This window comes from Marinobacter shengliensis, from assembly GCF_003007715.1.
Classification (GTDB): domain Bacteria; phylum Pseudomonadota; class Gammaproteobacteria; order Pseudomonadales; family Oleiphilaceae; genus Marinobacter; species Marinobacter shengliensis.
Genome location: NZ_PXNO01000028.1, coordinates 18289 through 39335, shown reverse-complemented (window position 1 = coordinate 39335; position 21047 = coordinate 18289). Strand labels below are relative to the sequence as shown.

Annotated in this window: 24 protein-coding genes; 14 read left to right on the top strand and 10 right to left on the bottom strand. The window is 58.7% G+C overall.

Annotated features, from left to right (window positions below; all coding sequences use genetic code 11):
• Nucleotides 1-32: 32 nt before the first annotated feature.
• From C7H10_RS18705 to mutM, 6 genes are all read right to left on the bottom strand, one after another.
• Nucleotides 33-1568, bottom strand: coding sequence for a phosphoenolpyruvate carboxykinase (locus C7H10_RS18705; RefSeq protein WP_106696065.1), 1536 nt, complete (start codon nucleotides 1566-1568; stop codon nucleotides 33-35).
• Between the two features lie 176 nt (nucleotides 1569-1744).
• The gene (hslO, locus tag C7H10_RS18700; protein WP_106696064.1) at nucleotides 1745-2599 is read right to left on the bottom strand and encodes an Hsp33 family molecular chaperone HslO; all 855 of its coding nucleotides are present in this window, start codon (nucleotides 2597-2599) and stop codon (nucleotides 1745-1747) included.
• A 99-nt stretch (nucleotides 2600-2698) separates the two neighbouring features.
• Complete coding sequence (gene hslR, locus C7H10_RS18695; protein WP_061331953.1) at nucleotides 2699-3106, bottom strand: ribosome-associated heat shock protein Hsp15; 408 nt, start codon at nucleotides 3104-3106, stop codon at nucleotides 2699-2701.
• 63 nt (nucleotides 3107-3169) lie between these two features.
• Nucleotides 3170-3856: a GMP/IMP nucleotidase gene (gene yrfG / locus C7H10_RS18690; protein WP_106696118.1), complete on the bottom strand. Its 687-nt coding sequence runs from the start codon at nucleotides 3854-3856 to the stop codon at nucleotides 3170-3172.
• A 91-nt stretch (nucleotides 3857-3947) separates the two neighbouring features.
• Entirely contained in the window at nucleotides 3948-4280 is a 333-nt protein-coding gene (locus tag C7H10_RS18685; protein WP_106696063.1) for a hypothetical protein, read from the bottom strand.
• A gap of 105 nt (nucleotides 4281-4385) precedes the next feature.
• Nucleotides 4386-5198 (bottom strand): bifunctional DNA-formamidopyrimidine glycosylase/DNA-(apurinic or apyrimidinic site) lyase, encoded by an 813-nt coding sequence (gene mutM / locus C7H10_RS18680; protein WP_106696062.1) that lies wholly within the window; start codon nucleotides 5196-5198, stop codon nucleotides 4386-4388.
• Nucleotides 5199-5383: 185 nt separating this feature from the next.
• On the opposite strand from mutM, the gene C7H10_RS18675 reads away from it, so the two are divergent.
• Nucleotides 5384-6562 (top strand): DesA family fatty acid desaturase, encoded by a 1179-nt coding sequence (locus C7H10_RS18675; protein ID WP_106696061.1) that lies wholly within the window; start codon nucleotides 5384-5386, stop codon nucleotides 6560-6562.
• A gap of 75 nt (nucleotides 6563-6637) precedes the next feature.
• On the opposite strand, the gene rsmD is transcribed toward C7H10_RS18675, so the two are convergent.
• Nucleotides 6638-7270 carry a 16S rRNA (guanine(966)-N(2))-methyltransferase RsmD gene (gene rsmD / locus C7H10_RS18670; protein ID WP_106696060.1) on the bottom strand — a complete coding sequence of 211 codons (633 nt, stop codon included), beginning with the start codon at nucleotides 7268-7270 and terminating at the stop codon, nucleotides 6638-6640.
• A 159-nt stretch (nucleotides 7271-7429) separates the two neighbouring features.
• Between rsmD and ftsY the strand changes: the two genes are divergently transcribed.
• From ftsY to C7H10_RS18630, 8 genes are all read left to right on the top strand, one after another.
• Nucleotides 7430-8653, top strand: a complete 1224-nt coding sequence (gene ftsY / locus C7H10_RS18665; protein WP_061331948.1) for a signal recognition particle-docking protein FtsY — start codon at nucleotides 7430-7432, stop codon at nucleotides 8651-8653.
• Nucleotides 8654-8681: 28 nt separating this feature from the next.
• On the top strand, nucleotides 8682-9374 hold the full coding sequence (ftsE, locus tag C7H10_RS18660; RefSeq protein WP_058090759.1) for a cell division ATP-binding protein FtsE: 693 nt from the start codon (nucleotides 8682-8684) through the stop codon (nucleotides 9372-9374).
• The gene (gene ftsX, locus C7H10_RS18655; RefSeq protein ID WP_106696117.1) at nucleotides 9364-10371 is read left to right on the top strand and encodes a permease-like cell division protein FtsX; all 1008 of its coding nucleotides are present in this window, start codon (nucleotides 9364-9366) and stop codon (nucleotides 10369-10371) included. The genes ftsE and ftsX overlap by 11 nt, the downstream gene beginning before the upstream one ends.
• Nucleotides 10372-10563: 192 nt before the next feature.
• Nucleotides 10564-11424 carry an RNA polymerase sigma factor RpoH gene (gene rpoH / locus C7H10_RS18650; protein ID WP_058090758.1) on the top strand — a complete coding sequence of 287 codons (861 nt, stop codon included), beginning with the start codon at nucleotides 10564-10566 and terminating at the stop codon, nucleotides 11422-11424.
• A gap of 233 nt (nucleotides 11425-11657) precedes the next feature.
• Entirely contained in the window at nucleotides 11658-12590 is a 933-nt protein-coding gene (locus tag C7H10_RS18645) for an NAD(P)-dependent oxidoreductase (RefSeq protein ID WP_106696059.1), read from the top strand.
• Nucleotides 12591-12600: 10 nt separating this feature from the next.
• Nucleotides 12601-13380: a hydroxypyruvate isomerase gene (gene hyi, locus C7H10_RS18640; RefSeq protein WP_106696058.1), complete on the top strand. Its 780-nt coding sequence runs from the start codon at nucleotides 12601-12603 to the stop codon at nucleotides 13378-13380.
• Nucleotides 13381-13483: 103 nt separating this feature from the next.
• Nucleotides 13484-14164: a winged helix-turn-helix domain-containing protein gene (locus tag C7H10_RS18635; RefSeq protein ID WP_011787144.1), complete on the top strand. Its 681-nt coding sequence runs from the start codon at nucleotides 13484-13486 to the stop codon at nucleotides 14162-14164.
• Nucleotides 14151-15632, top strand: a complete 1482-nt coding sequence (locus C7H10_RS18630; protein ID WP_106696057.1) for a HAMP domain-containing sensor histidine kinase — start codon at nucleotides 14151-14153, stop codon at nucleotides 15630-15632. The genes C7H10_RS18635 and C7H10_RS18630 overlap by 14 nt, the downstream gene beginning before the upstream one ends.
• 3 nt (nucleotides 15633-15635) lie before the next feature.
• Here the strand turns inward: C7H10_RS18630 and C7H10_RS18625 are convergent, their stop codons facing one another.
• Entirely contained in the window at nucleotides 15636-15908 is a 273-nt protein-coding gene (locus C7H10_RS18625; RefSeq protein ID WP_058090754.1) for a hypothetical protein, read from the bottom strand.
• A 288-nt stretch (nucleotides 15909-16196) separates the two neighbouring features.
• Between C7H10_RS18625 and greB the strand changes: the two genes are divergently transcribed.
• Together greB and C7H10_RS18615 are read left to right on the top strand one after the other, a co-directional pair.
• Nucleotides 16197-16712, top strand: a complete 516-nt coding sequence (gene greB / locus C7H10_RS18620) for a transcription elongation factor GreB (RefSeq protein ID WP_106696056.1) — start codon at nucleotides 16197-16199, stop codon at nucleotides 16710-16712.
• A gap of 109 nt (nucleotides 16713-16821) precedes the next feature.
• Nucleotides 16822-17283 (top strand): hypothetical protein, encoded by a 462-nt coding sequence (locus C7H10_RS18615; protein WP_058090752.1) that lies wholly within the window; start codon nucleotides 16822-16824, stop codon nucleotides 17281-17283.
• 26 nt (nucleotides 17284-17309) lie between these two features.
• On the opposite strand, the gene C7H10_RS18610 is transcribed toward C7H10_RS18615, so the two are convergent.
• A complete protein-coding gene (locus C7H10_RS18610; RefSeq protein ID WP_061331940.1) occupies nucleotides 17310-17621 on the bottom strand; it encodes a site-specific integrase in 312 nt (103 codons plus the stop codon).
• 142 nt (nucleotides 17622-17763) lie between these two features.
• Nucleotides 17764-18024, bottom strand: a complete 261-nt coding sequence (locus C7H10_RS18605) for an acyl-CoA-binding protein (RefSeq protein ID WP_061331939.1) — start codon at nucleotides 18022-18024, stop codon at nucleotides 17764-17766.
• 271 nt (nucleotides 18025-18295) lie between these two features.
• On the opposite strand from C7H10_RS18605, the gene tssB reads away from it, so the two are divergent.
• From tssB to tssE, 3 genes are all read left to right on the top strand, one after another.
• Nucleotides 18296-18793: a type VI secretion system contractile sheath small subunit gene (gene tssB, locus C7H10_RS18595; RefSeq protein WP_058090748.1), complete on the top strand. Its 498-nt coding sequence runs from the start codon at nucleotides 18296-18298 to the stop codon at nucleotides 18791-18793.
• 61 nt (nucleotides 18794-18854) lie between these two features.
• Entirely contained in the window at nucleotides 18855-20336 is a 1482-nt protein-coding gene (tssC, locus tag C7H10_RS18590) for a type VI secretion system contractile sheath large subunit (protein WP_058090747.1), read from the top strand.
• 3 nt (nucleotides 20337-20339) lie between these two features.
• Nucleotides 20340-20777: a type VI secretion system baseplate subunit TssE gene (tssE, locus tag C7H10_RS18585; protein WP_106696054.1), complete on the top strand. Its 438-nt coding sequence runs from the start codon at nucleotides 20340-20342 to the stop codon at nucleotides 20775-20777.
• Nucleotides 20778-21047 lie beyond the last annotated feature (270 nt).

The window sequence follows — 21047 nt, the reverse complement described above, 5'->3', positions numbered from 1 at the left end:
CTCTCGCAGGGCGCTTTTTTGTTGGGGCAGGCTCAGCTCAGTTTCGGGCCGGCCTCGACGATGGCGTCTGCCACATCGAACTTCTTGAAGTTTTCCACGAACTGGGCAATCAGCTCCTGGGCCTTGCCGTCATAGTATTCCGGGCTGGTCCAGGTGTTGCGTGGGTTCAGCAGTTCGGTGTCGACACCAGGGATATGCTTGGGCACGTCCAGGTTCAGGGCGTCCAGATGCTCGGTTTCCACGTCATCCAGATCGCCATTCTGGATGGCGGCAATGATGGCGCGCGTGGTCGGAATGCTGAAACGCTTGCCTTCGCCAAAGGGGCCGCCGGTCCAGCCAGTATTGACCAGGAATACCTTGCTGCCGAACTCGTCGATCCGCTTCATCAGCAGCTCGGCGTATACGCCGGCCGGACGCGGGAAGAAGGGGGCACCAAAGCAGGTTGAGAAGGTGGACTTCAGCTTGGACGAAGAGCCCATCTCGGTTGAGCCAACCAGCGCGGTGTAACCACTCAGGAAGTGGTAAGCGGCCGCTTCACGGCTCAGGATGGATACCGGAGGCAGAACGCCGGTCATGTCGCAAGTCAGGAAGATGATGTGTGACGGCTCACCGGCGCGGTTCTCCAGAACCCGCTTCTCAACGTGCTCCAGCGGGTAGGCGCAGCGGGAGTTTTCGGTGAGGGATACATCGGTGTAATCCGGCTCACGGGTTTCCGGGTCAATCATCACGTTTTCAACGATGGCGCCAAAACGGATGGCATCCCAGATGATCGGCTCGTTCTTCTGGCTCAGGTCGATGCACTTGGCATAGCAGCCACCTTCGATGTTGAACACGGTGCCAGGGCCCCAGCCGTGCTCGTCGTCACCAATCAGGAACCGGTGCGGATCGGCAGACAGGGTGGTCTTGCCGGTACCGGACAGGCCGAAGAACAGACAGGTTTCGCCGTTCTCGCTGACGTTGGCGGAGCAGTGCATTGGCAGTACGTCTTTTTCCGGCAGCAGGAAGTTCTGCACGGAGAACATGGCTTTTTTCATTTCGCCAGCGTAGTGCATGCCTGCCAGCAATACCTTGCGCTTGGCAAAGTTGATAATGACGCAGCCGTTGGAGTTGGTGCCGTCACGCTCGGGCACACACTCGAAATTGGCGGCGTTGAGGATTTGCCATTCTTGCTTGTCGGCCGGGTTGTAGTCATCCGGGCGGATAAACAGGTTGCGGCCAAACAGGTTCTGCCAGGCGGTTTCCGTGGTCATTTTGACCGGCAGGTAGTGTTCGGGGTCAGAGCCGACGTGGACGTGGGAGACAAAACTGTCTTTTTCAGCAATGTAGGCTTCAACACGATCCCAGAGGGCGTCGAACTTGTCGGCGTCGAACGGGCGGTTGATCGGGCCCCAATGGATGTCGTCAGCGGTGCTGGGCTCCTCGACGATAAAACGGTCCATGGGAGACCGGCCGGTGCGTTCGCCGGTGGTGACCACCAGGGAACCGTTGGCTGCCAGTTGTCCTTCATTTCTGGCCAGTGCCACTTCAACCAGTCTTGCTGTACTCAGATCATTATAAGTGTTGCTCACTTCGACCTCGCCCTCGGGATGTCTTCGTGATTGCTCAGGCCGTCCCCCCGAAAAAATTGACGGAAATCTGAACAATCGGGTCAATTCAGGCGCGCTATTATGCCAGAGACGCCGGTAAAAAACGACTGCCCTGAAAGCCGCGCCAGATGCGGCTTCCGGACAAGTTGAGTGCCTGCTTAGTGTAACGTATGACCGGTGAAAAGGTGATCAATGTCATTTCTATTGAAGCGATAGTTTGCGTGACAGAACTGGCAGTCCATGTTGATGCTGCCCTGCTCGTCGAGGATGCTGTAACACTCGTCTTTGCCGATGGCCTCGAGGGCGGCGAGGGTGCGCTCCCGGGAGCAGCTGCAGCGAAAGGCCACCGGTTCGGGATCGAACAGCCGCACGGTTTCCTCGTGGAACAGCCGGTGCAGAAGGGTTTCGCTGTCGAGCGCCAGCAACTCTTCGGCCTCGACAGTGCGCGCCAGGTGATTGACCCGGTTCCACAAATCATCGTCTTCTTCGGTATGGCCCGGCAACCGCTGCAGCATCAGGCCGGCGGCGGTATCTTCGTTGGCGAACAGGAACAGGCTGGTGGCAATCTGCTCGGAGCGCTCGAAATACTCCTCCAGGCAGCCGGCCAGCGTATCGGCTTCCCTGGGCACCACGCCCTGATAGCGTTGGCCCTGGTCCGGGGTGATGGTGATCGCCATGCGGCCGGTGCCCAGAAGTTCGTTCAGGGTATCGCCGGTAACGGCCTGATCGTCATGGCGGGCCAGGCCCCGGATATGGCGGTCGTGGCTGCATTCGGCCATCAGTGTGCGCAACGAGCCTTCGCCGGCCGCCTGCAAGGACAGGGTACCCTTGAACTTCAGGCTGCTGCTCATCAACACGCTGGCTACCAGCGATTCGCCCAGTAACCGGCGAACGGATTCGGGGTAAGGGGCCTGGGTGCTGATGTCACTGAAACTGTTGCCCAGTTGAACCCAGGCACCCCGAACCTGGCTGTGTTCGAAAATGAAACGTTGGAATTGATCTCGGGATGCCATGGTGTCTCCTGACGCTGTCTGTGGGGTTGATGGTACTGCCCGCGCGGAAGGGTAATGTGAGGCGGGCGTACTGTTTACGAGCTTTGGTGTGATCCGGTTTTATAGGCCGTTCTGGTCCCGGAACCGCTGAATATCCCGGCGGTCTTTCTTGCTCGGCCGGCGGGCGGGTGGCAGTTGAGCTGCCTGCATGGTCTTGCGCTGCCAGGCCAGTTCTTCGCGTTTTTTTACGCTGTCATTGGTTTCGTGGTAAAGCTTCTGGGCCTCCGGAGCACCCCGGCGCCGGTCGCTGATCTCATCCACGATCACGATTTTTTCCTGCCAGCCCAGGCGCAGGGTTACTTTGGCGCCGGCTTCGACAATCTTGCCGGGCTTTGTGCGCTGGCTATTGTAGTGCACCTTGCCGCCTTCGATGGCTTCTTTTGCCAGGGAGCGGGTTTTGTAGAAGCGGGCGGCCCAGAGCCACTTGTCGAGCCGTACCTTTTGTTCGTCAGCGCTGGTTGCCGTCATATCTCCTCACCGGGTTGGCACCTGCCATCGTGCCTATGTATTAACCGGATTATAACCGGCCCGTCATCGGGATGGCAGGGGCTGTTGCGAGCGCAGTGATGGCAGCACCTCATCAAAGTGGCGAATGCCGGGAATGTCCGGATGCTGTGCGTTGGGTGCCTGGGTGCTGTCGGGTTCAAGGATGGCCAGGCATTGGCCGATGCCGGCCTGGCGGGCGCTCTCCAGCACCGGAAAGCTGTCGTCCACCATCAGGGTTCTGTCGTGGCGGTAGGGAATCCTTCTGCCAAGGTCGCGCCAGAACTCCCGGTCCTCCTTGGGTTTGCCGAACTCGTGGCTGGACACGATGGCATCCACGTGTTTGTCCAGGCCGGTGCGTTCCAGTTTCAGCGCCAAGGGGTCCGGGTGGCAGTTGGTCACAATGACCGAGCGCAGTCCGGCCCGGCGCAATGAGGCTAGAAAATCGGACGCGTGGGGGCGGTAGCCGATGCGGTCACTGACTTCCGCCTTCAGCTGGTTGATATTCACCGACAGCCGTTCGCTCCAGTAGTCGGTGCAGTACCAGTTCAGGGAGCCCCGTTCCGCCATGATCATGGCCAGCAGGGTCTCTTTCGCCTGTTGGGGATGCAGGTCGTACTGCTCGGCGTAACGTCTGGGCAGGTGCTCAAGCCAGAAGTGCGAGTCAAAGTGAAGATCCAGCAGTGTTCCATCCATATCAAGGAACACCGTATCGAGGGTTGACCAGTCCACCACCATAAACAAAAACAGCCTGAAAGATTTCTTTCAGGCTGCCTCAGATTCCGGCGTCTGGCAAGCCGGGATTCTGCGGATCGCCGGGGTAGGCTCAGTCAGCAGCTTGCTCAACGGTTTCGGACTTGCGGCCGGTACGCGAGCAGCCCAGGCAGCGAACGAAGGTAGCCTTGGCCGGGCCAACTACCAGCACTTCGCCAGCCTCACCGGCGTTGCCGCCGAGGGCGGAGAATGGCAGAGATACCAGATAGACGGCACCGCCAACAATGGTGGTGGCCAGTAGGGCAGGTCGCAGCAGAACCGCATCGGCCGTCATGGCCAGTGCCGAGGGGCTCTCATCGACCGCTCTGGCGTGGCCCAAAGATGAAAAAGCCAGCAGACAGGCTGCCACCGTTGCAACCAGAGTGCGGGAAATCTTGCGGGTCATGACGATTCTCTCCTGTTAATTCTCTGTTAACTATGAATCATATTGCCTGAATTTCAAACGGTTTTTGTTTGTATTGTGTGAGTTGTGTGATGTTGGTTTGCAGTTTCAGCGTTGGCAACGAGGGCAGTACACGGTGGAGCGATTGTTCATCCGGATTTCCTTCAGTACGGTGTTACATTCCGGGCAGGGGGCGCCACCATGCCCATATACCAGCAATGACTGGGCAAAATAACCCGGCTTGCCGTCGCTGTTAACGAAATCCCGCAAGGTGGTGCCGCCCATCAGGATGGCTGCGCTCAGGGTTTCCTTTATGGCTTCAGCCAGCCGGTGATAGCGGTCCAGGCTGATCCGGCCCGCCTTCCGTTTCGGGTGTATGCCGGCTTTGAACAGTGCTTCGTTGGCGTAGATGTTGCCAACCCCGACCACCACATGATTGTCCATGATGAAGGATTTGATCGGGCTCTGTTTGCCCCGGGACAGCCGGAACAGCCAGGCACCACCAAATTCCGGCGACAGCGGTTCCGGGCCAAGATCCCGTATCAGTGGGTGCAGGGTGCAGTCGTCGGACCACAGCCAGCAGCCAAAGCGCCGGGGATCATTGAAGCGCAGGGTGCGGCCGTTGGCGAGACAGACATCAACGTGGTCATGGGCGGCGGCCGGGCTGCCGTCGGTGATCACCCGCAGGCTGCCGGACATGCCCAAGTGTACAATAACAGTGCCGCCATCCAGGTGCAGGAACAGATATTTCGCCCGGCGGTCTACGGACCGGATAACCTGCCCCTGCAGGCGCTCCGGTAAATCCTCGGGAATCGGCCAGCGCAGCCGGGCATTACGAATCACTACCCCGTTTATCTTCTGGCCTTCACAGTGGGGCGCAATGCCCTGACGAGTGGTTTCTACTTCGGGTAATTCGGGCACGAAGCCTCCGCTGGCAAACGTATTCTGGGGCCATAAGTGTAAACAGTAACAAAAAAGCCACCAAACGGTGTTGTTGACGCGTACAGCTGTACGCTAAAGTTGGTCAAGCATATTCCCTTCGAGTGTTTGCGAATCTCCCTCCGCAGTATCGCCTTTCGAAGTTGATGAATTCTTGAGGATAATTTATGTGGTTTAACGGTCTCCTTGACCTCTCGGTATGGCAGTTGATAGCGGTCACCCTGGTGCTCACCCATATCACCATTGTCAGTGTTACGCTCTATCTGCACCGTCACTCGGCCCATAACGCCCTGGATCTGCATCCGGTGCTCAAGCACTTTTTTCGCTTCTGGCTGTGGATGACCACTGCGCAGAACACCAAAGAGTGGACCGCGATCCACCGCAAACACCACGCCAAGTGTGAAACCGAGGAAGACCCCCATAGCCCGGTGGTCCTGGGTATCCGCAAGGTCCTGCTGGAAGGCGCAGAGCTTTACGCCGAGGCGGCCACCCCGGAAACCCTCGAGCGCTATGGGCAGCGCACCCCGGAGGACTGGATCGAGCGCAACGTCTATAGCCGATACAAGATGCTGGGCATCATGCTGATGGCGGTACTCAATCTGGCACTGTTTGGCGTCCACGGGATCTGGATCTGGGCGGTACAGATGATGTGGATCCCGGTATGGGCCGCAGGCGTGGTCAATGGCGTTGGCCATTATCTGGGTTACCGCAATTTCGAATGTGCCGATAATGCCCGCAATATCTCGCCCTGGGGCATCCTGATCGGCGGCGAAGAACTCCACAACAACCATCACACCTATCCGAATTCCGCCAAGCTGTCCCGCCGTTGGTACGAAGTGGATATCGGCTGGGGCTATATTCGCCTGTTCCAGTTGTTTGGTCTTGCCAAGCCCAAGGGCTACCGGCCGATTGCTCATTACGTTCCGGGCAAGCAGGAGATGGATGTGGAAACCGTTCAGGCCATCACCAACAGCCGTTTCGACATCATGCGTCAGTACCGCAAGCGGGTCATGGAGCCGGTCTTGCGCCAGCAGCGTTCACTGATGGACGACGAAATTCGTCCCCGCTACCGGAAGCTGAAGCAGCTGTTATCCCGAGAAGCTACGCTGATCAAGCCCAAGGACAAAGAACAGCTGGAAACGGTACTGGAGCGCCACGAAATCCTGCGCCAAATCTACGAGAAGAGCCACGAACTGCAACGGTTGTGGCGTCAGCGCGGGCTGAAACCCCAGGAAAAACTGCAGGCGCTGATGGAATGGTGCAAAGAGGCGGAAGCCAGCGGCATTCGCTACCTGGAAGAGTTCGCGGCGCACCTGCGGGCCTACTCCCTGCGTCCGGTTGCCTGACGCGCCCCGCCGTTGAGGCACCAAAAAAGCCAGATGGGTTCGCTCATCTGGCTTTTTTGTTTTATCGCGACAGCACTAATCCGTTTCCGGGTTAACCCGGTACAGGCTGTAGGTTACCTGGCCCGCGGTCTTCTGCCTGTGCAGCATCCAGCCCGCAGGCACCGGCGGTGTTGCCCGTTCGCTCTCATGCTCCACGTACACCCAGCCACCCGGTTTGATCCATTGGCCGGATTCCAGTAGCGGAAATAATCGTTCCAGCCAGTCCTGTCGGAACGGTGGGTCCATGAACACGATGTCGAAGGGTGGACGCTGCCGGTTGGCCAGAAAACTTTCTGCGCCCTGACACACCACCACACCCTTGTCAGACTTCAATAACCGGAGATTGTCTCGCAGGGCGCTGGCCAGTGCCGGGGTATGGTCGACCAGCGTGGTGCTGGCGGCACCTCGGGAAAGCGCCTCCAGGCCCAGGGCTCCGGAGCCGGCAAACAGGTCCAGACAATCGCTGCCGGCAATCTGGAAGTTGAGCCAGTTAAACAGGGTTTCGCGGGTACGTGCAGGGCTGGGGCGAACACCGCCGGCATCCGGAAATCTCAGCTTTCGGCTGCGCCAGTCGCCGCCGATAATACGCAGCGACCCGGTACCGCTGGAGAGCGCGCGCGCCGCAGGCGTCGGGCCGGTTTTGCGGTTTGCCGGTTTGCGTCTGGCCATGGTTGTGCTCCGGAGTTCTGAACAGGTTGAATTGTGGGCGATTATGTTACCGGAAAGCAGCCGGCAGGGGATAATGGGCCAGCCCCTCACTTAGGCCTGCAGGTCTGTTAGAATGTGCGCTTTATTTTCGCCCGCCCCTTTCAGACTGATGGTAAGACTATGACGGCAGAGTGGATTTCAATCGGCCTGTTGGCCCTTCTAGTTCTGTTCTTTGTACTGGATATCGCCGGTAACCGTAAGCGTGCCCCCCGGCCGAAAGCGGTGGTTCAGAGTAAACCTGAGGTAGCTCGGGGCCCGGCTCCAGCGGAACCAGAACCAGCCCGGGAAGAACCGGAAGCCGCGCAAGAAGCGCCGGTGGCCGAGGCGCAACCCGAGGCAGCCGCTGCGGAGGCAGAGCCGGCCAAGGAAGTGCCGGCGGCCGAGTTGACCCCAGAGCCCGAACCGGCTCCAGAGCCGGAAGCCCAGGTCAGTGTTTTTGAGCGAATCAGGAAGGGCCTCGGTAAAACCCGCGCCAGCCTGACCGGCGGCCTGGCAGACCTGTTCTCGGTGGGCAAGAAGATCGATGAAGACTTGCTGGAGGAAATCGAAACCACCCTGTTGATGGCCGATGTGGGCGTTACCGCCACTTCCGAGATCATTGAGTCGCTCACTGACAAACTTGAGCGCAACCAACTCAAGGACGGTGCGGCCCTGCGTAAGGCCTTGCGTGAAGAGCTGCATGGCCTGCTGAAGGACGTCACCAAGCCGCTGGATATCCACACCGACAACAAGCCTTACGTCATACTGATGGTGGGCGTGAACGGCGTCGGCAAGACCACCACCATTGGCAAGCTCGCCCGGAAGTTCCAGGCGGAGGGCAAATCCGTCATGCTCGCGGCCGGTGATACCTTCCGTGCGGCGGCGGTGGAGCAGTTGCAGGTGTGGGGAGAGCGCAATAACGTGCCGGTGGTGGCCCAGCATACCGGTGCCGACAGTGCTTCGGTGATTTTTGACGCTATCCAGTCCGCCCAGGCCCGGGGTACCGATGTGGTGATTGCCGACACCGCCGGTCGCCTGCAGAACAAAGACAACCTGATGAACGAATTGACCAAGGTTGTCCGGGTCATGAAAAAGCTGGATGAATCGGCGCCCCACGAAGTGATGCTGGTGCTGGACGCCGGTACCGGCCAGAATGCCTTGAGCCAGGCCCAGGTCTTCCAGCAGGCGGTGGGCGTCAGCGGTATTACCTTGACGAAACTGGACGGCACCGCAAAAGGCGGTATTGTATTTGCCATTGCCCGCCAGCTGCAGCTGCCTATCCGCTTTATCGGTGTGGGCGAGCAGGCCGAAGACCTGCGCAGTTTTGATGCGGAAACCTTTGTCGACGCCCTGTTCGACGACTGAAGCACCGGCTACGGAGCCCGCGCCCGAAATGATCGAGTTTCGCCAAGTTACCAAACGCTATGACAGCGACCACACCGCTTTGCGCCAGGTGAATTTTCACCTGGACCGGGGGGAGCTGGCGTTTCTGACCGGGCACTCCGGCGCGGGCAAAAGTACCCTGCTAAAGCTGATCATGGTCATGGAGCGGCCGACGGCCGGTGAGCTGATCGTCGGTGGCCAGCGCCTGAATAGTTTGCCACGGCGCCAGATCCCCTACATCCGCCGGCATATCGGCGTGGTGTTCCAGAATCACCAGCTTCTGTTTGATCGCACTGTATTCGATAACGTCGCGATGCCATTGGAGGTGATGGGCGCCTCGCCCAATGACATCGGCCGTCGGGTGCGGGCGGCGTTGGATAAGGTGGGGCTGCTGAACAAGGAGAAAATGAACCCGCTGCAGTTATCCGGCGGTGAGCAACAGCGGGTCGGCATTGCCAGGGCCGTGGTTAACAAACCGCCCGTGTTGTTGGCGGATGAGCCCACCGGTAACCTGGATCCGGAGCTGTCTGCAGATATCATGCATTTGTTTACCGAGTTCAGCCAGGTGGGCGTGACCGTACTGATTGCCACCCACGACATTGCCCTGATCAATGAGATGGGACGGCGAAAGCTGACCCTGGATCATGGCCAGCTGATCGCCGGTGGGCATGCCCCGGCAGCGGGAGGTGCCAGTGGCTACTGAACCCCGGCACAAGCAGGATAACCGGCGCGGGGCTGCCAATCGGGGGAAGTCTCCGGTGAACGCCCAGGCCCGTAGCTATCTGGAGCATCACCGGAAGGTGGCCCGGGATTCCGCCCGGCGTCTTTGGCAAACACCGGTGGCCAGTATGATGACCTGGACCGTGATGGGCGTGGCGCTCGCCTTGCCCGTCGCACTGTTGCTGCTGTTGGGCAGTTTGCAGGGCGTGAGTGCCGGCTGGGAGAGCAGTGCCAGGATCACTGCCTACCTGGCCATGGATGTCTCTTTGGAGCAAGCCGGGGAACTGGCGGAGGAGGTCCGGGGCGATGGCCGGGTCCTGTCGGTTCAGCTGGTGGATCGGGATCAGGCCCTGGAGGAGTTTCGCGCATCGTCCGGCCTGGACGATGCCCTGGATTTTCTGGATGACAATCCGCTGCCCCATACCTTGTTGATCACCCCCCAGGACAGCGCCCGCTCCGCTGATGGCGTGCAGGCCCTGGTGCGGTTTGTTGATGGAATGGATGGCATTGAGCAGGTGCAGGTGGATCTTGGCTGGTTGCAGCGGCTCAATGCCATGACCGACATTCTGGCCCGGGCGGTATGGGCCCTGGCGCTGTTGCTTGGCTCGGCGGTCATTCTGGTGATTGGCAATACCGTACGCCTGGCGATTGAAAACCGGCGGGATGAAATTCTGGTAGCCAAGCTGGTGGGCGGCACCGATGCCTTTGTCCGCCGGCCGTTTCTGTACACCGGGGCCTGGTTTGGCCTTGGAGGTGGGGTGGTTGCCTGGTTGTTGATCCAGCTCTCTTTGTGGTGGCTGAACGGGCCCATTGAGCGGCTGGCAGGCCTTTACCGCAGCGAATTCTCGCTGCAGGGGCCGGGCTTTGACGGTGCATTGGCATTGATTATCATCGCAATGCTGCTAGGCTGGCTAGGCGCTTGGCTCGCGGTAAAGCGCCATCTGGATGACATTGAGCCGGGTGATATTGCCGGCGGGTGATCCCGGTATCGGGAAAACCGTATTGAAGAGAGAGTTTGTTCTGGCGTAGCTTAAGGGTCAGAAAAGCCACGGTGGACTTTTCAGGTTGTTGTTTTGTAACGTTTTACTGGAAAGTTCGGGAACTAATCAAGTTCTTGGCGGTCTAAGTTTTAGTTGTTATATTTAATGGCTGTCAGGTTCGGAGGTTAATGCATGGGTACGAGTTTACAGCTGGCTGACAGACTGGTTCCGGGTGCCAATCTTGAGTCTTATATTCAGGCGGCAAGTCGCATTCCGGTGCTTTCCGTGGATGAGGAGCGGGAGCTTGCTGAGCGTCTGCACTATGATGGCGATGTGGAAGCCGCCCGCCAGCTGGTGCTGTCGCACCTGCGATTTGTGATTCATATTGCCCGGAGCTATTCCGGCTACGGCCTGGCTCAGGCGGATTTGATCCAGGAAGGTAACGTGGGCCTGATGAAGGCCGTCAAGCGCTTCAATCCTGAGTATGGCGTGCGTCTGGTGTCGTTTGCGGTGCACTGGATAAAGGCCGAGATCCATGAGTTCATTCTGCGCAACTGGCGTATTGTGAAGGTCGCTACTACCAAGGCTCAGCGTAAGCTGTTCTTCAACCTTCGCAGTCAGAAGAAGAAGCTGGCTTGGCTGAACCACGATGAGTTGAATGCGGTCGCGAAGGATCTGGGGGTAGAGCCTCGGGTGGTGCGCGAGATGGAAGGCCGGCTGGCGTCCCACGACACTTCGTTCGAAGGGCCGATGGATGACGACGATGACAGCAGCTACCAGGCGCCTGCTTACTACCTGGAAGATCGTCGCAGTGATCCTGCGGTGCAGCTGGAGAACGCCGATTGGTCTGAAGATTCCAATGGCCGGTTGATGCAGGCGTTGTCGGCGCTGGATGAGCGCAGTCAGGATATTCTGCGTGAGCGCTGGTTGACGGATGGTAAGTCGACGCTGCATGAGTTGGCTGACAAGTATGGTGTGTCGGCGGAGCGCATTCGGCAGTTGGAGAAGAATGCCATGAAGAAGATCAAGGCGCAGATGATCGAAGCGGCTTGATTGGCGCCACCCGGCTTGGCTTGAAACGCCACCACCGTTCGCGGTTGGTGGCGTTTTTGTTTGTATACCTTATAGAATCCAGACTTCCGGGCAGAAGCAACTGGGTGGACCTTTCCAAAACACGCTCCTTCGGCACATCCATGTGACGCTTGGGCTCCGCCATCCATGGCTCCGCACAGTTTTGGAAAGGTCCACCCAGCCGCTTCTACTACTTTTGGAGCGGGACCAGAAAAATGACGAGCAGACTTCCTCACATCGCCTTCCTCGGCATCGGCCTGATGGGCGCACCGATGACCCGTAACTTGCTGACGGCCGGTTACCCCATGACCCTGTGGAACCGCACTGCGAGCAAGTGTGAGCCTTTTGCCGGCGAGGCAACGATTGCCGGGAGCCCGGCTGAGGCGGTCACCGGCGCCGATATTGTGATCACCATGCTGGAGAATGGCGCGGTGGTTGAGGACGTGCTGGTGGCTCAGGGCGCTCTGTCGGCGTTGAATTCCGGGGCGCTGGTGATTGATATGAGTTCGGTGCAGCCGTCGCTGGCGCGGCGGTTGGCCGGGTTGGCGGCGGAGCGGGGTGCCGGGTTTGTGGATGCGCCGGTGTCGGGCGGTACCCTCGGTGCGGCTGAGGCCCGGTTGAGTATTATGGCCGGTGGGTCTGAGGCGGATGTGGCGCGGGCCCGGCCGGTGTTTGAGGTGTTGGGTAAGTGCACCCGCATCGGTCCGGTGGGGGCCGGGCAGTTGGCGAAGTTGGCGAATCAGGCGATTGTTGGGATTACCATTGGTGCGGTTTCTGAGGCGTTGTTGCTGGCGGCCAAGGGTGGGGCAGACCCGGCGGCGGTGCGGGAGGCGCTGATGGGTGGGTTTGCCGGTAGTCGGATTCTGGAGCTGCACGGGCAGCGGATGATTGACCGGGATTTTGCACCCGGTGCGCCGGCGCGGATTCAGTTGAAGGATATGCGGATGATTCTGGACGAGGCCCGGGCCGAGGGGCTGACATTGCCGTTGGCGCAGCAGACCCATAACGAGTATTTGTCACTGGTGGCCAATGGCCACAGTGATGTGGACCACAGTGGTCTGTTACTGGAGCTGGAGCACCTGAACGGCACTCTGTTGGGGTCGATGGGCCGTGGCCCGAAGGAAGACACTTCAAACTCAAAGAACTAAGGAGCGGACAATGCCACGGTTTGTTGCCAATCTGTCGATGTTGTTTACCGAGGTTCCGTTTCTGGAGCGCTTTGCCCGGGCGCGGGCCGCAGGGTTCACCGCGGTGGAGTACCTGTTTCCCTATGACTGGCCGGCAGAGCAGCTGGCGGAGCAGCTACGGGAGCAGGGCCTGACCCAGGTGTTGTTCAACCTGCCGCCGGGAGACTGGCAGGCCGGGGAGCGGGGCATTGCCTGTTTGCCGGACCGGGTTGAGGAGTTTCGTGCCGGGGTGGATCAGGGTATTACCTATGCGCGGGTGCTGGGCAACCGGCAGCTGAACTGCCTGGCAGGGTTGAAGCCGGCAGATCTGGATGGGCAGATCGCCTGGGAGACGCTGGTGGCGAACGTGCAGTATGCCGCTGATCGCTTTGCCGACGCGGGTCTGACCCTGTGCCTTGAGGCGATTAACAGCCGGGTGGATATGCCGGGGTTCATGCTGGACACCACGGGCAAGGTGATGGCATTGCTTGAAGAACTCGATGCCGACAATGTGCGGTTGCAGTATGACGTCTATCATATGCAGATTATGGAAGGCGATGTGATTCGTACCATGGAGTGTCTGCTACCGTGGATTGGCCACATCCAGTTTGCCGATAATCCGGGCCGGCATGAGCCCGGTAGCGGCGAGATTAACTTTTCGAATGTTTTCGCAGCGCTGGATCGAATGGGCTATCAGGGCTGGGTGAGTGCGGAATACCGGCCATCGTCGGTAACGGAGGACACTCTGAGCTGGTTCCGGTCGGCAAATTGACCGTCGTCATAGGCGACACCCTCTTACAAGATGGTAACTGGCTGGTTTCCGGAGTTCTTCGTACCCTAAGAGTCAATGTAATCCGCTATCAGGAGGAGCACCGGTGAAAGCGCTGGTAATCGAAGACGATCGGGATGTAGCAAATTATCTGCTGAAGGGACTGAGAGAATCCGACTTCGTGGTGGATCATGCGGCCGACGGCAAGGAAGGCATGATGATGGCGGCCAGTGAAGAGTATGACATCATGATTGTGGACCGCATGCTGCCTGGCATGGATGGCCTGTCCATCATCAAGACGGTGCGGGCAACGGGGAATCAGACCCCGGTACTTATCCTCAGCGCCCTGGGCGATGTGGATGACCGGGTAGAAGGGCTGCGTGGTGGCGGTGATGACTACCTCACCAAACCCTTTTCCTTTACCGAACTGCTGGCCCGTATTGAATCTCTGATTCGACGCAATCGCCAGGCGGCGGAAACGGAAACCGTGCTGAAGGTTGCCGATCTGGAGATGGACCTGCTGGCCAGGACTGTCAAGCGTGCCGGTCAGAACATTGATGTTCAGCCGCGGGAATTCCGTCTGCTGGAATATCTCATGCGTAACGCCGGCCAGGTGGTCACCCGGACCATGCTGCTGGAAAAAGTCTGGGACTATCACTTTGACCCCCAGACCAACGTGATTGACGTGCACATCAGCCGCCTGCGGGCCAAGATCGATAAGGAATTCGACACGCCCCTGCTGCAGACGGTTCGGGGTGCGGGATACATGCTGCGTGAAACTGCTTAGTCAGCTCAGGACATCCTCTTTTCAGCTGGCCCTACTGTACATGGTGGTGTTTGCCACATCGGTATTCCTGTTGCTGGCATTCATCTACTGGCGCACGGCCGGCTTCATGACCGCCCAGACCGATGAAACCATCGAAGCGGAAATCGCCGGTCTGGCGGAGCAGTACCGTGGGCGTGGCGTGAACGGACTGATCACCATCATCCGTGAGCGCGTCGCCCGGGACCCCAACGCCAAATCCATCTACCTGCTCACCACAGACGACTTCCTCAAGCTGGCCGGTAACATTGAAACGTGGCCAGGGGGCAGTCGCTCGTCGGACACCGGCTGGATCAACTTTACCCTGGATTCCTCAGTGGGCTGGCAAGGCCCGGAGCGGCTGGCCCGTGCCCGGATTTTCGAGGTCCAGGGCGGGTTGAAATTATTGGTGGGGCGGGATGTTGAAGAACTCACCAATCTCAAGCGGGTGATCGAAACCGCCATCAACTGGGGAATGGGCATCACCCTGGCATTGGCGTTACTGGGTGGCTTTTTGATGAGCCGTGGCACTACGCGCCGAATCGAAGTCATCAATAACACTTCCCGGCGAATCATGAATGGCCATCTGTCACTACGCATACCCACCCGCGGCACCGAGGACGATTTTGATCAGCTCGCCGAAAACCTGAACCAGATGCTCGACCGCATTGTTTACCTGATGGAAGGTATTCGCCATGTGTCAGACAGCATTGCCCACGACCTTCGCACCCCGCTGACGCGCCTGCGCAACCAGCTTGAGAACACCCTGATTGCCGTGGACAACGATGAGGCCCGGGAACAGGTGGGCAGGGCAGTGGCCGAGGCGGACCAGTTGCTGGCAACCTTCAACGCTCTGTTGCGGATTGCCCGGCTGGAAACCCGGGGGAATTCGGCGGACATGAAAGTGGTGTCCCTGGACGAGCTGGTCAGTGATGCCTGTGAATTGTACGAAGCCCTGGCGGAGGACAAGGAGCAAGCCTTCGCCCAGTCGCTGGAGCAAGGCGTGATGATCGAGGGTGATCGAGACCTGCTGTTCCAGATGATCAGCAACCTGATCGACAATGCGATCAAATACACACCGGAGCACGGTTCCATCCAGGTGGTGGTTCGCCGCGATGGCTCGGGCGCGGTGTTTGAGGTGCAGGACTCCGGTATCGGTATACCGGACGACGAGAAAAGCCAGGTGTTCCAGCGCTTCTATAGGGTGGGCAAGAGTCGGTCACTGCCAGGCAACGGCCTGGGATTGAGCCTGGTCAGTGCGGTAGCGGAAATTCACCAGGGCCAGATTTTGCTTAGTGATACCCATGAGGGAGAGGAGCCGCCTGGCTTGACGGTCACCGTGCAGATGCCCGCCTATACCGGGGTCCGCAAGCGGATCAAGGCAACACCGGCCGAACAGGCAGAGGAGACCCAGAACGATAGGTCGTCCTCTACCGAAACCAGTAGCGCCTGAGTCTTACTGACTGGCGCGAAAACGGTTAACCACCGGGCTGATCAGTGCACCAGCGCGGGCTTCGACCAGGCCGCTGATGTGCTCGAACTGAGAGCGGCGACGGTCCACTTTGGCCTGAATGCTGTCCCATTCCCCTTCCAGATGCTTCTGCTCAGCCATCAGAAAGGCCGCGATGTTGTGGCGATTCAGTTTGCTGGTGATGCCCAGACTGTCCAGGCGAAAGCCCAGGCTATCGACACCTTCCAGAGCCAGGTTCATCAGTTTTTTGGTGTTCATGGATTGGTCTCCAAACGAAAAGTCAGTGTTGATTACCTCGCACGCTATCTCCGGCGCCTAGAGTGTACAACCTAATTTCAGCCGATCAGCCAGGTTTCAGCCTTGCAAAAAGGTAATTCCTTGGCCACCGCCGGGTAATGCCCGCTCTGTAGAATGGAAATTGTAGATGCAGAAGCAGGTAGAAAGTTGCTTGCTTCTCCCTCCAGCACAGCGCTAGCCTTATACCCCGTGACCCACGGGGTTTTTTTATGCCCTGAATTTTCTGTTTAACCCGGAATCCCTGATCTGATGAGCAAGACCGAAGGTTCGACGGCTCCAAGACCGCGCTATATCACACCGGACGGCGAGCAGGCGTTACGGGAGGAGTTGCAGTACCTGTGGAAAGTGAAGCGCCCCGAAGTCACCCAAGCCGTGCGCGAGGCTGCCGCCTTGGGGGATCGCTCTGAGAATGCCGAATACATCTATGGCAAAAAGCAGCTACGGGAAATCGATCGGCGGGTAAGGTTCCTGAGCAAGCGCCTGGATGAACTTACCGTGGTCGACCGGCTGCCGGACGATCAAAGCCGGGTATTTTTCGGGGCCTGGGTCACCATCGAGGACGATGACGGTGAGGAACAGACCTACAGGTTGGTGGGTGCGGATGAATTTGACCTCGCCAAGGGCTATCTGAGCATCAATGCCCCGCTTGCCAGGGCATTGATCGGCAAGCATCTGGACGATGAGGTCTCCGTGAAAACGCCGGAGGGCTGGAAGACGGTGGTCATCACCGGTATTCGGTATCAGCCGGCAGACACTGGCAAGTGAAAATCGTCACAGAATCGTCTTTTGGTTGAGCAAAGCGTCACCAATGGCGATAGACTGATCAAAAATTGTCACCCGAAAGGGCAATGGAAGATCAATCAGGGTTGATGCGATGAATTCGTCAGAGTCACACACCGGTTCAAAATGGGCAGGCCTGGTCGCCATGGCTACCGTGGTGCTATCGCTGGGGCTGATATCAGCCAGCGCTCAGGGTCAAAGCGCCGGCAACACAGCACCGGCGTTTGAACTGGAGCAGCGCTCTACCATTGATACCATTCCGTTCCGCTCCATCGAAGAGGAAACCCTGGCCAATACGGTCATTGAGGGCGGGCTCGAAGCGCCGGCCGCAGGCGTTCCCGTGCAAACCGCCAGTGACGACGATTTCTATCTTGATCCTCTGGCATTGCAGCCCAGAGACAGCCGTACCGATCTCGGGCGCTCCGAAATTCCGGTGGATATCCGGTTCAGCAATCCCAAGCTCATCCCGGGCCAGACCCACAGCAACACCTACTCGATCCGGCCACCGGAGAATCGCACCTACGATACTCTGAACGTCAATATGACCGGGCGCTGATTCCCCCGGCGCCACTTCGAACCTGTTCAGGCCACTGCTGCGTTCGGGGTGGCCGTCTTACCAAGTACGTCCTCGTAAAAGAAGGTCAGCGCCTGGGTGGCCTGGTTAAGCCTAGCCCGAGATACGCGGATCTTGTTGCTCAGATAATCCAGAAACAGCAGTTGATCTTCTGCCGCCAGATGAGCCGGGTCTTTTAGATCGTGAAACAGCACAAAACGGCTGATCCAGTGCAGGTAGGTTTGCTCGGCCCGCTGATTCAGCTGGCGTTTGCGGATGGCGGCCTGTACATCTCCGACCATACCGGGCCGTGACTGCTCGAGCGCCTGGGTAATATCCATGGTGTGTACTCTTCGGAAAGCTTGTTGTTGTTATGTTGCGCGCATCATATGACAAACGTTTGAACGGCGCAAAACCGAAGGCGGTATTTTCCTGCGGTTGAGGGCTGCACGCGCCAAAGGGGCGGGCACAGCCCAAGGGGTATTACTTCAGTGAGTCGAGCTTATCGATGTACTGCTGCATAGCTTGATCGCTGGAGGTGCCTTTCAGCTTCTCCCAGGCGTCGTATTTGGCGCGGCCCACGAAATCCATCATGCCCGGGCGCTTGCCGGATACGTCGCCTTCGGTAGCCTGTTTGTACAGGGCGTAGAACTCCAGTTTCAGCTCGTTGGACGGTTTGAAATCGCCCTCGGCGGTCTGGATATAGTTTACCGCTTCATCAAATTTCGCCTTCAGGTCACTCATGGTGTGTCTCCTTGGTGTAAATGGTTGTCTCCTCGAAGGATATCGCGAGTATAGCCTTGGCCGGCAGTGCCGTCATTGACTGAAACTGCATTCGGTCCGGCAACAGGGCTATCTGGCAAAAGTTTGCCCGACAGCACAGTTTGGGCCATTGCTGGCCAGTTTTTGCTTGAGAATGCCAGATCACCTGTGTACAGTTTGACGCGTTGTCTGCCAGGACGGCAGGCATCAAGGACTGAACAACACTGCAAATGAATTGCACAGGGAGCACGCCATGTCTGCCAAAGACGGTTCCGTCGCGCCGAAAGAGCGCATCAATATCAAGTATGTCCCCGCCACCGGCGACCAGCAGGCTGAAACCGAGCTGCCGCTGAAGATGTTTGTGGTTGGCGATTTCAAGGGCCATGCTGAAGAAACCCCCATCGAAGACCGCAAAGCCATTTCCGTTGACAAGAACAACTTCCGTTCTGTCATGAAGGAAGCCGGTCTGACTTTGTCTACGTCGGTCTCCAACAAGCTCGAAGAGAATGCCGATGACCTGCCGGTCAATCTGGAATTCCAGGGTTTGGACGACTTTTCTCCGGACAGCATTGCCCGCCAGGTACCCGAGCTGAAAAAACTGATCGAGCTGCGTGAAGCCCTGGTTGCCCTCAAGGGCCCGCTGGGCAACGTGCCTTCGTTCCGTTCCAAGCTGCAGGAGCTGCTGGACAACGACAGCGCCCGGGAAAAACTGCTGGCCGAGCTCGAACTGGCCACCGAAGGCGGCGAGTAAGCGCACCACCGGAACCCGGTAACCAACACCGATTATCAATCACGTACTGAAGGGATGTGGTATGTCTGATACTGCTGTGCAGCAATCTGCTGCCTCCGAATCCGTAGCAGAAGGGTCCTTGCTGGACCAGGTCATGGCCAATAGCCGTATGGCGCCGGCCGACGAAGGTTACGATGTTGCCCGTAAAGGGGTAGCGACGTTTATCGCCAACCTGCTGAAAAGCGACGAAAAAGGCCAGCCGGTCAACAAGGCCCTGGTGGACCAGATGGTGGTCGAGCTGGACCGCAAGATCAGTGCCCAGATGGATGAAATCCTGCACGCCCCCAAGTTGCAGGAACTGGAATCGTCCTGGCGCGGCCTGAAACTGATGGTCGACCGCACTGAATTCCGCGAGAACATCAAAGTCGACATCCTGCACGCCACCAAGCAGGAGTTGCTGGAAGACTTCGAGTTTGCACCGGATGTTACCCAGACCGGCTTCTACAAGCACATCTATGCCGCAGAATACGGCCAGTTCGGTGGTGAGCCGGTGGGTGCCATTGTCGGCAACTACGCCTTCAGTCCATCAACGCCAGACATGAAGCTGCTGCAGTACGTGTCCTCCGTAGGCGCCATGTCCCACGCGCCGTTCCTGTCCTCGGTGGCGCCGTCGTTCTTTGGTGTCGACAGCTACCAGGAACTGCCGGCTATCAAGGAGCTCAGTGCCGTCTTCGAAGGCCCGAAATACGCCAAGTGGCGCTCCCTGCGGGAATCGGAAGACGCCCGTTACCTGGGCCTGACCGCACCGCGCTTCCTGCTACGTGTGCCCTATGACCCAACCGAGAACCCGGTGCGCAGCTTCAACTACAAAGAAGAAGTCTCCGGCGACCACGAGCACTACCTATGGGGCAACACCGCCTATCTTTTGGCTACCCGCCTGACCGAGAGCTTCGCCAAGTACCGCTGGTGCCCGAACATCATCGGCCCGCAAAGCGGTGGTGCCGTGGAAGACCTGCCGGTGCACACCTTTGAGTCCTTCGGCCAGCTGGAAGCCAAGATTCCCACCGAAGTGCTGATCACCGACCGCCGGGAATACGAACTGGCGGAAGAAGGCTTCATCGCCCTGACCATGCGCAAGGGCAGCGACAACGCCGCGTTCTTCTCCGCCAACTCGGTGCAGAAACCCAAGCAGTTCCCGAACACCAAAGAAGGCAAGGAAGCGGAAACCAACTACAAGTTGGGTACCCAGCTGCCGTACATGATGATCGTGAACCGCCTGGCCCACTACATCAAAGTGCTGCAGCGCGAACAGATCGGCTCCTGGAAAGAACGCCAGGATCTGGAGCGGGAACTGAACACCTGGATTCGCCAGTACGTGGCCGACCAGGAAAACCCGCCCGCCGAAGTCCGCAGCCGCCGCCCGTTGCGTGCCGCCAAGGTGGAAGTGTCGGAAGTGGAGGGCGATCCGGGCTGGTACCAGGTCTCCCTGGCCGTGCGCCCGCACTTCAAGTACATGGGTGCCAACTTCGAACTCTCGCTGGTCGGCCGCCTGGACAAGGATTAATCCATGTTCGGCGCCACTGGCACTGACGGCGTTCGCAATACTGGCAGCCTGTTTGAACGGCTCGAACAGGCCGCCGCCCCCGCGGGGCAGGGCATGGGTGAAGTGACCCATGTGGTGGAATCCATCAAGCGTCACCTGGTGCGCCTGCTGAATGCCCACCCGGGCAACAGCGCCAGCGTACCAGACCTGGGATTGCTGGATTTCAACGATGCCACCCTGGGTACTCAGGATTTGAGTATCCAGATTCGCGGGGCGATTCGTCAGTGCATCGAGAAGTTTGAGCCGCGGGTCAAGCGGGTGGATGTGGTGGCGTTGCCACCGGGCCCGGACCCGCTGCAGTTGAAGTTTCAGGTGACGGTTTATCTGCAGGTTGCAGGGAGTGACGACCGGACGACTATTGACCTGGTTTTGGATGACAAGCGGTATTACCGGGTGGTTTAGATTTGGTTGCTTTGGCCTGTGGGGGCTGGAGGGGGCGGTGATACTTTTCTTCTGGGAAAAAACAACTCGCTGCGCTCAGACATCTTTTTTCCCGGCAGAAAAGTATCACCGCCCCCTCCGGCAAACTCTGGTTTAAGTGGTTCCGGTGACCGTGAAGACTGTAAAGGCTTTGAATACAGGGATGAGAGACAGGGTGTGGGTAGGCCTTTCCAAAAGTGTGCGGAGCCATGGATGGCGGAGCTCAAGCGCCCCATGGATGGGCTCGAAGCG

Excerpts from the sequence above, each read along its gene's own strand:
- C7H10_RS18645 (WP_106696059.1), top strand. The coding sequence starts at position 11,658 with ATGACGAGCAGACTTCCTCACATCGCCTTCCTCGGCATCGGCCTGATG.
- hyi (WP_106696058.1), top strand. The coding sequence starts at position 12,601 with ATGCCACGGTTTGTTGCCAATCTGTCGATGTTGTTTACCGAGGTTCCG.
- tssB (WP_058090748.1), top strand. The coding sequence starts at position 18,296 with ATGTCTGCCAAAGACGGTTCCGTCGCGCCGAAAGAGCGCATCAATATC.
- rsmD (WP_106696060.1), bottom strand. The coding sequence starts at position 7,270 with ATGGCCAGACGCAAACCGGCAAACCGCAAAACCGGCCCGACGCCTGCG.
- C7H10_RS18610 (WP_061331940.1), bottom strand. The coding sequence starts at position 17,621 with ATGGATATTACCCAGGCGCTCGAGCAGTCACGGCCCGGTATGGTCGGA.
- C7H10_RS18675 (WP_106696061.1), top strand. The coding sequence starts at position 5,384 with ATGTGGTTTAACGGTCTCCTTGACCTCTCGGTATGGCAGTTGATAGCG.
- ftsE (WP_058090759.1), top strand. The coding sequence starts at position 8,682 with ATGATCGAGTTTCGCCAAGTTACCAAACGCTATGACAGCGACCACACC.
- hslO (WP_106696064.1), bottom strand. The coding sequence starts at position 2,599 with ATGGCATCCCGAGATCAATTCCAACGTTTCATTTTCGAACACAGCCAG.
- tssC (WP_058090747.1), top strand. The coding sequence starts at position 18,855 with ATGTCTGATACTGCTGTGCAGCAATCTGCTGCCTCCGAATCCGTAGCA.
- ftsY (WP_061331948.1), top strand. The coding sequence starts at position 7,430 with ATGACGGCAGAGTGGATTTCAATCGGCCTGTTGGCCCTTCTAGTTCTG.
- C7H10_RS18605 (WP_061331939.1), bottom strand. The coding sequence starts at position 18,024 with ATGAGTGACCTGAAGGCGAAATTTGATGAAGCGGTAAACTATATCCAG.
- C7H10_RS18625 (WP_058090754.1), bottom strand. The coding sequence starts at position 15,908 with ATGAACACCAAAAAACTGATGAACCTGGCTCTGGAAGGTGTCGATAGC.
- C7H10_RS18685 (WP_106696063.1), bottom strand. The coding sequence starts at position 4,280 with ATGACCCGCAAGATTTCCCGCACTCTGGTTGCAACGGTGGCAGCCTGT.
- hslR (WP_061331953.1), bottom strand. The coding sequence starts at position 3,106 with ATGACGGCAACCAGCGCTGACGAACAAAAGGTACGGCTCGACAAGTGG.
- C7H10_RS18615 (WP_058090752.1), top strand. The coding sequence starts at position 16,822 with ATGAATTCGTCAGAGTCACACACCGGTTCAAAATGGGCAGGCCTGGTC.
- rpoH (WP_058090758.1), top strand. The coding sequence starts at position 10,564 with ATGGGTACGAGTTTACAGCTGGCTGACAGACTGGTTCCGGGTGCCAAT.
- greB (WP_106696056.1), top strand. The coding sequence starts at position 16,197 with ATGAGCAAGACCGAAGGTTCGACGGCTCCAAGACCGCGCTATATCACA.
- tssE (WP_106696054.1), top strand. The coding sequence starts at position 20,340 with ATGTTCGGCGCCACTGGCACTGACGGCGTTCGCAATACTGGCAGCCTG.